The organism is Bacillus sp. C-3-6 (assembly GCF_054509685.1).
Genome location: NZ_CM137247.1, coordinates 1,629,280 through 1,641,884 on the forward strand (window position 1 = coordinate 1,629,280; position 12,605 = coordinate 1,641,884).

The following is a 12,605-nucleotide window of genomic DNA, read 5'->3' on the forward strand; positions in this document are numbered from 1 at the left end:
AGTTATATATAAATCTCTTTGATTACAAAGAGATTTATATAATCAAATGGCTTATTGTAATAATTTAGAAACCATTTGTGGTGTTTGGTTAGCTTGAGAAAGCATGCTGATACCAGCTTCGTTCAAGATTTTGAACTTAGTCATTTCAGACATTTCTTTTGCCATGTCAGCGTCTTCGATTTGAGAAGCAGCAGAAGCCATGTTAGTAGCTTGGCTAGTTACGTTGTTTAAGTTATGGTCTAAGCGGTTTAATTGAGAACCGAAAGTTGCTCGGGCGTCAGCGACAGCTTGAATAGCAGTATCAATTTTACCCATTTCAGTTGTTGCTGCAGTTACAGCAGCTGCTGTATCAGCACCAGTTAAAGTTCCAACAGCCGCTCCAAGTAATGTATCTGCCTTTGCATTAATAGCTGTAATATCAAGTGTATCGTTTGCCGCGTCAGAAAGTTGAATCTTAATATCTGTACCACCACCAGCTTGGTTTAAGAATGAATTACCGTTAAAGTTAGTTTTTTCAGCAATATGGTCAATTTCCTTTGCTAATTGTTGGTACTCTTTGTTTAAAGAAGCCGAGTCTTTAACGTTATTCGTACCACTAGCAGCTTGTGTAGCAAGATCACGCATACGAAGTAAGATGTTAGAAATTGAGCCTAAAGCAGCGTCACCAGTACGTAAAGCAGACATAGCGTCTTGCGTGTTACGAGCTCCGACGTTTAATCCGCCTTCTTTTGCACGCATACGAGTAGCGATAGCTAAACCAGCCGCATCGTCAGCTGCACTGTTAATAGATTTACCGCTAGATAAACGATTCATCGCAGTATTCATTTTGTCTTGGTTTTGTCGCATGTACTCTTGCGTACGCATACTGTTAATGTTTGTATTAATTCTCATGTTAAGAAACCCCCATTTTTTTATATTGATTTTTCTGTTAATTGTTAAACGTAAATATGCAAAAAAATCAATTTCGAGATTAATTGTAATCCTTGGTATATATCGTGTCAACGAATAATTGTAATTAATGAATATAAAAAAATGATAATTTCCTATTTGTTCATTTTTTTATTACAATATTATCAAAAGGATTATTGCAAACTTTAAAAAAAAACTCTAATATTAGATTATCTTTGTTTACCGAAAAGGTGATATTATGATAGTTGGAAATATAGTAAAAGAAGTGCTTGCATATAAAAAAGGACAAATTCAGCAAAAGCTAAGTAGTCCACAAGCATTTGTTAGTAGTCGTTTTCAAGAGAAGTTGCAGAGTGAACCTGCGAAGGAGACGAAGGCTACTACGCAGCCGGCAAAAGTAGAAGATATGAGTCAGCCGGTACAATCTACGAAAATAGAAGCGGTTGTTAATAAGCCGGCAGAAACTATTAATAAAGTAGAGGAAGCGAGTAAGCCTGAAGAAAAGGTTGAAACGAAGAAAGCAGATGAAGTGCAAGTTGCGCAAAAAGAGTTTGAACGACGTTTCCCAGAAACGAAAAATGAGGCTGCTGATACGTGGGAATTAACGAAGAAGTATAATATTCAAAAAATACGTTCTTCCAATGAAGGGAAGTATGAGGACATTATTGATCGTGTAAGTCGTACATACGGAATTCCAAAAACGTTAATTCAAAAAATGATTGAAGTAGAGTCTAATTTTAATCCGAAAACGGTATCACATGCCGGTGCGATGGGTCTTATGCAGCTTATGCCAGCGAATGTGAAGGAGATGGGTGTGAAGAATCCCTTTTCACCAGCTGAAAGTATTGAAGGTGGCGTGAAAGAGTTAAGTGGTTATTTAAAGAAAAATAACGGTGACTTAGTATTGGCACTTGCTTCTTACAATGCTGGTCCTGGTAATGTGAGAAAGTACGGAGGCGTACCGCCATTTAAAGAAACGCAAGGATATATTAAAAAAATATTAAATATCGACGTTTCAAAATAAGAAGTTTCATATATAGAGAGAACATGAAATCTTCGTGAACATGATATGGGAGTTGGCTAGATTTGAAATTACAAGATGATATTCCGTTAACAATTTATTTTGAAATCGGAAATACGAAAAAGAAAATTGAAGATCTGCTTCATATTACGAAAGGTACATTGTATCGTCTTGAAAATTCAACGAAAAATACGGTGCGTCTTATGCTTGAGAATGAAGAGATTGGAACCGGAAAGATTTTAACGAAGAATGGGAAGATGTACGTTGAAATCGTTGAATTGAAAAGGTAGGGAAGGGGATTGTCATGAGTGGCGAAAAATTAAGCCAAGAGCAAATTGATGCCCTGCTGAAGGCGGTAAATGAAGGCGAGGAAATGCCAGCTTTCGCACAAGAAGCAGGAAAGCAAGAGAAATTTCAAGAGTATGATTTTAATAGACCAGAGAAGTTCGGTGTTGAGCATTTACGTAGTTTGCAAGCGATTGCTTCTACGTTTGGAAAACAGACGTCACAGACGTTATCAGCGCGTATGCGTATTCCAATTGAACTAGAGCCTTCAACAGTTGAGCAAGTTCCATTTACGAGTGAGTATGTGGAGAAAATGCCGAAAGATTATTATTTATATTGCGTGATTGATCTCGGTTTACCAGAGCTTGGAGAAATTGTTATTGAGATTGATTTAGCATTCGTTATTTATATTCATGAATGTTGGCTTGGCGGAGATAGTAAGCGTAACTTTACGATGCGCAGACCGTTAACAGCATTTGAGTTTTTAACGCTTGATAATATATTCTTGCTTCTTTGTAAAAATTTAGAGCAATCATTTGAAAGTGTTGTTGCGATTGAACCAAAATTTGTAACGACGGAAACAGATCCGAATGCATTAAAGATTACGACAGCGAGCGATATAATTTCATTACTTAACGTAAATATGAAAACAGATTTCTGGAATACGACGGTGCGTATCGGGATTCCGTTCTTATCTGTTGAAGAAATTATGGATAAGTTAACGTCTGAAAATATTGTCGAACATTCTTCAGACAAACGTAGGAAGTATACGTCTGAAGTGGAAGTGAAAGTAAATCAAGTGTACAAACCTGTTCACGTTGCGATTGGTGAGCAGAAAATGACAATGAGTGAGATTGAACAAATTGAAGAAGGCGATATTATTCCGCTTCATACGAAAGTTTCGGATGAATTACTTGGTTATGTAGATGGAAAGCATAAATTTAATTGTTTTATTGGAAAAGATGGAACGCGTAAGGCGCTCCTATTTAAAAGTTTTGTAGAGTAGGAGGATCCATATGAAGCATGAAGTATCTCCTGTGTCATTAATGGGATTAGAAGATTTTGCAGGAAAGCGAAATGAAGCAGGCAAAGCACATATCGATACTGTTTCAGATATTTCGATTGAACTTGGTGTAAAGCTTGGAAAGTCATCTATTACGCTTGGTGATGTAAAGCAGTTAAAAGTTGGCGATGTTCTTGAAGTAGAGAAAAACTTAGGACATAAAGTAGATGTGTATTTAAGTAATATGAAAGTCGGCATCGGTGAAGCAATTGTAATGGACGAGAAATTCGGTATTATCATTTCTGAAATTGAAGCTGATAAGAAACAAGCGGCGCTTATGAAAGCGCAAAGTCAAATGCAAGATAAAGAGTAGAGGAGGAGTCATATGTCGTATATGACGACCTTATTTCAAGTCGTTTTACTGTTTGGTGCGCTCGGTTACGGTGCATATTATATGACGAAAAAGACGCGCAAACAGCAGTTTTTTAAGCAGGGTGAAAATGGCCATATTCAAGTAAAAGACGGCGTGTATTTAAATCATCAAACGAGTGCCTTTTTATTTGAAGTGGACGGAAAGCAAGTGTTCACTGTTATTAGTAATAACGGTGTGCAGTCTGTGCAATTAACGGGAACAGGAAATCAGTTTCAACAAGCACTAGAAGACGCGGTGAAGACTGAAACCAAAAAAGTAGAGGATCCATCATGAGAATAAAGAAACAGTTATCATTATTAGCCGTTATTTTCGTATTTTCTATCGTTTTTTCAATTATTTTTGTAAATCCAGCGTATGCGGCCCCGAACGGTTTTATTAATTTCGAAAATGGAAAAGAGTTTACGAGTAATTCAAGTGTACAACTATTTGCGCTCGTTACCCTTTTATCATTATCTTCTTCTATCGTTCTATTATTTACACATTTTACTTATTTTATGATCGTTCTTGGGATTACACGTCAAGGACTTGGGGTAATGAATTTACCACCAAACCAAGTGCTTGTTGGACTTGCATTATTTTTATCACTCTTTACGATGCAGCCTGTACTCGGGCAACTGAAGAGCGATGTGTGGGATCCGATGACGAAAGAGAAAATAACAGTAAGCCAAGCTGCGGAAACGACAGCTCCTATTATGAAAGAATATATGTCAAAGCATACGTATAAGCATGATTTGAAAATGATGCTGAAAGTACGCGGAGAAGAGTTACCGAAAGATTTGAAAGATCTTTCCTTATTTACACTCGTACCATCCTTTACGTTAACGCAAATTCAAAAAGGTTTACTAACAGGGATGTTCATTTATTTAGCGTTTGTATTTATAGATTTGATTATTAGTACACTTTTAATGTACCTCGGGATGATGATGGTACCGCCGATGATTTTAAGTTTACCGTTTAAAATACTCGTTTTCGTATATTTAGGTGGATATACAAAAATCGTCGATATTATGTTTAAGACGGTCGCCTGAAGCGTTTGATGCTATGTGATAGGAGTCATATAAATGAATACGTCACCAATTATAGATATTTTCCAAACCTTTTTTTATAAAGGGGTTATGATTTTAATGCCGATTGCCGTTGTAAGTCTGATTGTCGTTATTATTATCGCGGTTATTATGGCAATGATGCAAATTCAAGAGCAAACGCTGACGTTTTTACCGAAAATGGCGAGTATTGTGCTCGTTATTATCATTTTAGGTCCGTGGATGTTCCAAGAGTTAACGATGCTTATTTTAGATTTATTTGATAAAATCCCATCGCTATTGCGTTCGTACTAAGATAGGTGAACTGAAATGAATATGGAATTATGGGCGGCAACGTTTTTTGCGTTTTGTCGCATTACTTCATTTTTATATTTTTTACCGTTTTTCTCAGGCCGATCCATTCCAGCAATGGCGAAGGTTACAGTTGGACTTGCTCTTTCAATTACAGTGGCCGATCAAGTGGATGTCTCTCACATCAAGACAGTTTGGGATGTTGCAGCTTATGCAGGAACGCAAATTGTAATTGGTTTATCACTTTCAAAAATTGTAGAGATGCTGTGGAACATTCCGAAAATGGCAGGGCATATTTTAGACTTTGATATTGGTTTATCACAAGCAAGTTTGTTTGATGTAAATGCGGGCTCACAGTCTACTTTACTATCAACCATTTTTGATATATTTTTTCTCATTATTTTTATTTCACTTGGCGGCATTAACTATTTCGTTGCCACGATTTTAAAGTCGTTTCAATATACAGAGGCGATTTCAAAATTGTTGACGACTAGTTTTTTAGATAGTCTACTCGCAACGTTATTATTTGCGATCACATCAGCGGTTGAAATTGCTCTTCCGCTTATGGGAAGTTTATTCATCATTAACTTTGTTCTAATTTTAATTGCAAAAAACGCTCCGCAATTAAACGTTTTTATGAATGCATATGTAATTAAAATTACATGTGGTATTTTGTTTATTGCGATGAGTGTACCGATGCTCGGTTATGTGTTTAAAAATATGACGGATGTATTACTTGAAGAATATACGAAACTATTTAACTTTTTCTTAACGAAGTAGGGGGACGCGCATGGCAAAGGATAATAAAACAGAAAAGGCCACCCCGCAGAAGCGTAAAAAATCGCGTGAAGAAGGGAATATTGCCCGGAGTAAAGATTTAAATAATTTATTTTCCATTCTCGTATTAGCAGTTGTCGTTTACTTTTTCGGAGATTGGCTAGGGTTTGAGATTGCGAATTCCGTAGCGGTACTGTTTGATCAAATTGGAAAAAATACAGATTCAACCGAGTATTTTTATTTAATGGGGATTTTATTACTGAAAGTATCGGCTCCGATATTAATACTCGTATATGCTTTTCATTTATTCAATTATATGATTCAAGTCGGCTTCCTATTTTCTTCTAAAGTCATTAAACCGAAAGCGTCACGTATTAATCCGAAAAACTATTTTACGAGATTGTTTAGTCGTAAAAGTTTAGTAGATATTTTGAAATCACTGTTTTACATGGGATTAATCGGTTACGTTTCGTACGTTCTCTTTAAAAAGAATTTAGAGAAGATTGTTAGTATGATTGGATTTAACTGGACAGCGTCACTTACTGAAATTATTAGCCAAATTAAATTTATCTTTTTAGCCATTTTAATTATTTTAATCATTCTTTCTATTATTGATTTCATTTACCAAAAATGGGAGTACGAACAAGATATTAAGATGAAAAAAGAAGAAGTAAAAAGGGAGCATAAAGATAATGAAGGGGACCCGCAAGTAAAAGGGAAACGAAAAAACTTTATGCATGCAATCTTGCAAGGAACAATTGCGAAGAAGATGGATGGCGCAACGTTTATTGTAAACAACCCGACTCATATTTCGGTCGTACTTCGTTACAATAAACATGTTGATGCAGCACCAATTGTCGTTGCAAAAGGGGAAGATGAGCTCGCATTATATATACGAACACTTGCCCGTGAACAAGAAATACCAATGGTGGAAAACCGTCCGCTTGCTCGTTCTTTATATTATCAAGTCGAGGAAGATGAGACGATTCCTGAAGATTTATACGTAGCTGTAATTGAAGTTATGCGCTATTTAATTCAGACGAATGAACTTGAAGTATAATAGCGCGTTTGGAGGAGATCTCTTTGTTTAAGATAGATTCTGCAAGAACCTATTTTTCTATCTTTTTAGCAGCGTCATTCGTAGTGGCGCTCTTAATTCCACTTCCACCATTTATACTTGATATCATTATCGTTTTTCTACTAAGTATGTCAGTACTTATTTATATGCGAGCGACAAGTATTAACGAGTGGGATGAATTAAAGTCATTTCCGACGATGTTGTTATTAATCGGGATTTTCCGCGTATCGATTAACGTTTCGACGACGCGAGCGATTTTGACAGATGGAAATGCCGGTCATGTTATTGAAGAGTTCGGCCAATTCGTAATTGGCGGAAACTTATTAATTGGTATCGTTATTTTTACAGTATTAATCATATTCCAGTTTATCGTTGCAAACGGTGCATCTCGTACAGCTGAAGTAGCAGCTCGTTTTACACTTGATTCTTTACCAGGGAAACAAATGTCTATCGATGCTGATTTAAACCAGCGTATTATTTCAGAAAAAGATGCACAGGCAAAACGTAAAAAATTAAATATGGAAACAGAGTTTTACGGAGCGATGGATGGTGCCGGGAAGTTCATTAAAGGGGACGTTATTTTCGGGATTGTCATTTTATTCGTAAATATTATTTTCGGTTTAATTGTCGGAATGATGCAGCAAGGAATGAGCTTTGCAGATGCAGCTCTTCATTATACACAGTTAACTGTCGGTGACGGAATCGTAAACCAAATCGGTTCATTAATGCTTGCAATTTCAACAGGTATTATCGTAACGCGTGTATTTGACGGCTCACCGGATACAGTAACAGAAGGTATCTTTAAAGAGTTATTAGCGCATGAAGTATATGCACTAGGTGGTTTATTTATCGCAATGGGTATTTTTACTCCGCTACCGTTTCTACCATTCGCACTCGTTGGTGGAACGATTATCTTCTTAGGCATTCGTAATAAAAATCGAATAAAGAAAGAAAAAGAAGACGAGCTCCAAAAAGAATTAGAAATGATTCAAGGCGAAGATGAGCAATTACAACAAGTGGAAGATTCATTCGGAGTATTTACGGATAAATATCCAATTATAGTAGAGCTTGGTTTAGATTTAGCAGCACTTGTAAAGCAGAAAATTAACGGGGAAACAGCTCGTGATAAAGTTGTTCTTATGCGGAAGTCGATTATTACTGACCTTGGTATTAACGTTCCTGGAATTAACTTTAAAGATAATACGAGTTTTAGACCACGTGGTCGTTACATTATTCGTATTAAAGGTGCGAAGGCGGCTGAAGGTGTTTTAAAATCAGGTTATTTATTAGCACTGAAAACACCGAACGTAATGGCTGATTTAGATGCAGAGCCAGCGAAAGATCCAATTTTCGGTGAAGATGGATATTGGATTTTAGAGCATATGGTGCAAGATGCACAAATGAAAGGCTATCAAGTGTTAGAGCCACTTAGCATATTAATTACACATTTAGATGTTATCGTTAGACGTAATCTTCATGAATTAATTCAGCGTCAACATGTAAAAGACTTAATTAACTCGCTTGAAAATGATAATGGCGTTCTATTAGAAGAGATTAAGAAGAAAGAAATTGATTTATCACTCGTTCAAAATGTTATTAAACAACTTCTAAAAGAAGGTATTTCTATTCGTGATTTACCAACAATTATTGAAGGTATTATTGACGGCAAAGAAATTTATCAAAACCACGTTGACGGTGTGACATCATTTGTTCGTGAATGTATTTCAAAAGTTATTTGTGAAAATGCGAAAAATCCGGACGGAAAAATATATGCAGCGCTCTTCTCTGATTCAATTGAGTTAGATGCGGATGTTGTGAATAATTCATATCAAGGTTACTTATTAAACTGGGATTTAGATTTAGAAACACGTGTCGTTGAGCAAGTGCAACGCGTCTTTAAGCAAGCACGTTTAATGGGAAGAGAACCAGTGTTATTAACACGTAGAAAAGATTTTAGATTTGCGATTGTAAGACTGCTAGAACGTTATCAAGTGGAAGCACAAGTACTTTGTATTAGCGAATTAGCACCAGAAATTGTTGTGGATCAAATTGCCTATATTGAATAGTAGGGGGTGAAGTAATGGAAAGTACAGAAAAGAAAGAAGCGTTAATGCGAATAAAAGCAGCTTCGAAAAATGAATTGTATCGAAAGTTATTTGACCAATATGGTACAGATTATTATTACGTTGTCGATGAAAGTGTAAAACGAAATATACCGTTTTTCTGGAAAAAGGATTATGAAATGTTAGTTGCTTTTCCAGAAGAAAAACAGGAAGAAGTGAATGAAGGTACAGCACAATTTCATGAACAGTTAATGGATGTCGTGAATGATCCTTCAGAACAAATTGTGAAGGCGAATGGAATTCAATCAGTACTGCACAATTTAGAAAACGTAACGACTTCTATGTCATACGCGGCAATGCAAACAGGAAATAGTGAAGAATGGGCAAGAAAAAAAGAAAAACTATTAAAGCTGTTTGAAAAAGGAATTGTCGTGGTGAAACAGACGAAAGAAACGGAAGTACCGAAAAAGAAAAAAGTTGTGAAACAAGTCGTTCCGGTAAAGAAAGAAGAAGTAGTTCCAAAGAAAGAAAGTCAAGAATCTGTACCGTTTATTATTCAAAAGGTAATTCGGATGCTAGAACAAAACGATGTGGAACAATATTTCATTTATGCATATGCTGAAAAGTTAAAAATAAAGTTTGAAAATGCAACGATGATTACGGAAGAAGAAGTTATTAGGTACATATTGGAAGATATGAAATCTCATTTCAATACGGAAAACGTCTTTGAAAAAGAAGTACAAACAATTGCATTAATCGGTCCAACTGGTGTTGGTAAAACGACGACGCTTGCGAAAATGGCATGGCAATTTCACGATAAGAACAAAACAGTTGGTTTTATAACGACAGATCATTCGCGCATAGGGACAGTGCAGCAATTGCAAGATAACGTAAAGACAATTGGATCGGAAGTAATTGCTGTGCGTGATGAAGCTGCAATGACAAGAGCGCTTACGTATTTTAAAGAAGAAGCGCGCGTCGATTATATTTTAATTGATACAGCTGGAAAAAATTATCGTACGTCAGAAACAGTAGAAGAAATGATTGAAACAATGGGACAAGTAGAACCAGATTATATTTGTTTAACGTTATCAGCTTCGATGAAAAGTAAAGATATGATTGAAATCATTACAAACTTTAAAGATATTCATATAGATGGTATTGTGTTTACAAAATTTGATGAAACAGCAAGTAGTGGTGAATTGTTGAAAATTCCAGCAGTATCATCAGCTCCTATCGTATTAATGACAGACGGCCAAGACATAAGGAAAAATATACATATCGCTACAGCTGAACATTTAGCGAAACAAATGTTACAAACATCGTAGAAAAGAGGTGAAGAATAAGGCGCTTGCCTTATTCAAACGAATATGAACGGTCTTTATATAGGTTCTATGGGTATGATGAACTACATGCAGCGAATTAATGTTCATTCGAATAACGTTGCAAATGCTCAAACGACAGGATTTAAAGCAGAAAATATGACGTCTAAAGTATTTGATGTACAAGACACATATCGCCGCGGAGATGGGGCGGTAACAAATATCGGTTCGGTCGATTATGCTGTAGTACCAGCTGCAACACATGTGAATTTAGTACAAGGAAATATACAAATGACAAATAGCGCTACAGATTTCTTTTTAGATGACGGCGCAGCCGGCACAACATCATTTTTCGTTACTTCTAAAAATAATGAAACGTTTTTAACGAGAGATGGTAGTTTCACATTAAATAGTGATCGTTATTTACAAACTTCTTCAGGTGCTTTCGTAATGGGAGAGAATAATGAGCGTATTCGTATTCCAGAAGGAGCAAAGGTTGCTGTACAAGCAGACGGTACATTATATGATGAAGTAACACAAAATAATATTGCTCGTTTACAAACAAAAACAGTAGATGCAGAAACGAATGCTCGACTCGTGCAACGTGAAAATAAAAGCTTTACACTAGCAGAAGGAAACATTGCTAATTTACCGAACGGAACAGGAATAGTAAAAAATCATATGCTAGAAAATTCAAATGTAGATATGACGAAAGAGATGGCAGATCTTATGACAGATCAAAAGATGATTCAAGCATCACAGCGCGTTATGACGTCATTTGATAAAATTTATGAAAAAGAAGCGAATGAAATATTGAGATAAAGGACTTCCAAAAGTGGGAGTCTTTTTTGTTATTACTTTTATTACAGTTACATCATAAAATGATAATGATTATCAATATCGTTCTATCTATTTTCATAAGAATAGAATTTCATAATGACAGCAACATTTGTTTAACTAAGTGAATTAAAAACAAGGGGATGGTGTATATATGTCTACAAACAATCAACTTTGCATTGGATTATGTTTAATTTCTAGAAAGAAAGAAGAATTGAATGAGTTTAATTCCGGAATTGATGAACAAGTAGAGTTGGCACTACAGGCAGAAAAGGCTAAGTTAGATTTTGTTTTTAAAGCCGATTATTTAGTGGCGCACCCAGATTTAATTGCTCGTAATAAAGGGAGTGTCATTTTAGACCCGACGTTACTGTTTACTGCTATTGCTTATGCGACAGAAAAAATTGGAGTCGTTACAACTGCTTCAACTTCGTTTTATCCACCATATATATTAGCAAGGCAATTACAATCGTTACACTGGATTAGTAACGGCCGAGTAGGGTGGAATATTGTTACATCCATTGACGGTGCTGAAAACTTTGGTGAGGAAGGGATGCCATCATCTGAGGAACGATACGCGAAAGCGGCAGAATGTACAGAGTTAGTAAGAAAACTTTGGAGGAGTCACCCTAATGAAGTATTGAAAGTAGATAATCCTGATATTATTAGAGAGATGGTAAAGCCTATTGAGCATAATGGTGAGTACTTTAAGGTAAAAGGTCCACTTAATATTCCGCAGCATATATCAGGAGAAATGCCATTATTTCAAGCCGGTGCTTCTGAGTCTGGTCGGAATTTTGCTGCTTCTGTTGCTGATGCAATTTTTGCTGCAACGCCAGATGTAGAGTCAGGTATTGAACTTCGTCAAGATTTAAGAAGAAGAGCAGAAAAACATGGCCGAAAGCAAGATGCTATACGCGTATTACCTGGATTATATTTCTTTATAGGTGATACATATGAAGAGGCGTTAGAAATGCATAGGCAAGCTCATCAACATCTCACAAAAGAGAAGAGATATACGTTACTTGAAATGGTTCTCGGATTAGATGCGAGAGGGATTCCGCTAGGAAGTAAAATTACGGAAGAGATGCTGCCAAGTCGGGATCAAACTGTACGTAGTAAAACTCATGCCGAGTTATTACGGAACTTCATTATTAAAAATGAACCAACAGTTGAACAAATACTAGAACGACCAGAAGTTGTTGGATCGGCTCATTGGGTTGCGGTTGGTACACCACAGGACGTTGCGAAGCAAATTATGGATAGGTTTGAGGCAGGGGCGTTAGATGGATTTATTGCTATTCCAGGAGGACCTCCAAAGTCACTAAATCTATTCTTTAGTGAAGTCATCCCTTTATTTGTGAAGGCGGGTGTATTTAGGGAAGAGTATACAGGTTCTACTTTACGGGAGCATTTGGCGGGGAACATATTAAATACTTTACAGTTAAAATAATAGCATGTAGAAAAAAGCCTTATTGTAAAAGGCTTTTTTTGTTTAAAATTAAAAATTCTGAAATATGAGTTGACTGTATGAATGTTATTT

General features: G+C 36.2%; 14 protein-coding genes. 13 read left to right on the forward strand and 1 reads right to left on the reverse strand.

Annotation, left to right across the window (positions count from 1 at the left end):
- Positions 1–51: 51 nt before the first annotated feature.
- The gene (locus tag ACW0JX_RS08460) at positions 52–891 is read right to left on the reverse strand and encodes a flagellin N-terminal helical domain-containing protein (RefSeq protein WP_043939927.1); all 840 of its coding nucleotides are present in this window, start codon (positions 889–891) and stop codon (positions 52–54) included.
- A 256-nt stretch (positions 892–1,147) separates the two neighbouring features.
- Between ACW0JX_RS08460 and ACW0JX_RS08465 the strand changes: the two genes are divergently transcribed.
- The 13 genes from ACW0JX_RS08465 to ACW0JX_RS08525 all read left to right on the forward strand — a co-directional run bounded on the left by ACW0JX_RS08465 (position 1,148) and on the right by ACW0JX_RS08525 (position 12,515).
- A complete protein-coding gene (locus ACW0JX_RS08465) occupies positions 1,148–1,933 on the forward strand; it encodes a lytic transglycosylase domain-containing protein (RefSeq protein ID WP_000635224.1) in 786 nt (261 codons plus the stop codon).
- Positions 1,934–1,995: 62 nt separating this feature from the next.
- On the forward strand, positions 1,996–2,220 hold the full coding sequence (locus ACW0JX_RS08470) for a flagellar motor switch protein FliN (RefSeq protein WP_000775712.1): 225 nt from the start codon (positions 1,996–1,998) through the stop codon (positions 2,218–2,220).
- Positions 2,221–2,234: 14 nt separating this feature from the next.
- Complete coding sequence (fliM, locus tag ACW0JX_RS08475; RefSeq protein WP_000012361.1) at positions 2,235–3,221, forward strand: flagellar motor switch protein FliM; 987 nt, start codon at positions 2,235–2,237, stop codon at positions 3,219–3,221.
- 10 nt (positions 3,222–3,231) lie between these two features.
- Entirely contained in the window at positions 3,232–3,591 is a 360-nt protein-coding gene (gene fliN, locus ACW0JX_RS08480) for a flagellar motor switch protein FliN (RefSeq protein WP_000680010.1), read from the forward strand.
- 12 nt (positions 3,592–3,603) lie between these two features.
- The gene (locus ACW0JX_RS08485; RefSeq protein WP_000121178.1) at positions 3,604–3,924 is read left to right on the forward strand and encodes a hypothetical protein; all 321 of its coding nucleotides are present in this window, start codon (positions 3,604–3,606) and stop codon (positions 3,922–3,924) included.
- Positions 3,921–4,679, forward strand: a complete 759-nt coding sequence (locus ACW0JX_RS08490; protein WP_001220582.1) for a flagellar type III secretion system pore protein FliP — start codon at positions 3,921–3,923, stop codon at positions 4,677–4,679. Before ACW0JX_RS08485 ends, ACW0JX_RS08490 begins: the two co-directional genes overlap by 4 nt.
- Positions 4,680–4,712: 33 nt before the next feature.
- Positions 4,713–4,988 (forward strand): flagellar biosynthetic protein FliQ, encoded by a 276-nt coding sequence (locus ACW0JX_RS08495; RefSeq protein WP_001098080.1) that lies wholly within the window; start codon positions 4,713–4,715, stop codon positions 4,986–4,988.
- 15 nt (positions 4,989–5,003) lie between these two features.
- The gene (locus ACW0JX_RS08500; protein ID WP_001055718.1) at positions 5,004–5,765 is read left to right on the forward strand and encodes a flagellar biosynthetic protein FliR; all 762 of its coding nucleotides are present in this window, start codon (positions 5,004–5,006) and stop codon (positions 5,763–5,765) included.
- A gap of 10 nt (positions 5,766–5,775) precedes the next feature.
- A complete protein-coding gene (gene flhB, locus ACW0JX_RS08505; RefSeq protein ID WP_065483016.1) occupies positions 5,776–6,822 on the forward strand; it encodes a flagellar type III secretion system protein FlhB in 1,047 nt (348 codons plus the stop codon).
- A gap of 23 nt (positions 6,823–6,845) precedes the next feature.
- Complete coding sequence (gene flhA / locus ACW0JX_RS08510) at positions 6,846–8,906, forward strand: flagellar biosynthesis protein FlhA (protein WP_459245561.1); 2,061 nt, start codon at positions 6,846–6,848, stop codon at positions 8,904–8,906.
- Positions 8,907–8,920: 14 nt separating this feature from the next.
- Complete coding sequence (gene flhF, locus ACW0JX_RS08515) at positions 8,921–10,231, forward strand: flagellar biosynthesis protein FlhF (RefSeq protein ID WP_459245562.1); 1,311 nt, start codon at positions 8,921–8,923, stop codon at positions 10,229–10,231.
- A gap of 42 nt (positions 10,232–10,273) precedes the next feature.
- Complete coding sequence (locus tag ACW0JX_RS08520; protein WP_459245563.1) at positions 10,274–11,047, forward strand: flagellar basal-body rod protein FlgG; 774 nt, start codon at positions 10,274–10,276, stop codon at positions 11,045–11,047.
- Between the two features lie 169 nt (positions 11,048–11,216).
- Positions 11,217–12,515 carry an NtaA/DmoA family FMN-dependent monooxygenase gene (locus tag ACW0JX_RS08525; RefSeq protein WP_459245564.1) on the forward strand — a complete coding sequence of 433 codons (1,299 nt, stop codon included), beginning with the start codon at positions 11,217–11,219 and terminating at the stop codon, positions 12,513–12,515.
- Positions 12,516–12,605: the final 90 nt, after the last annotated feature.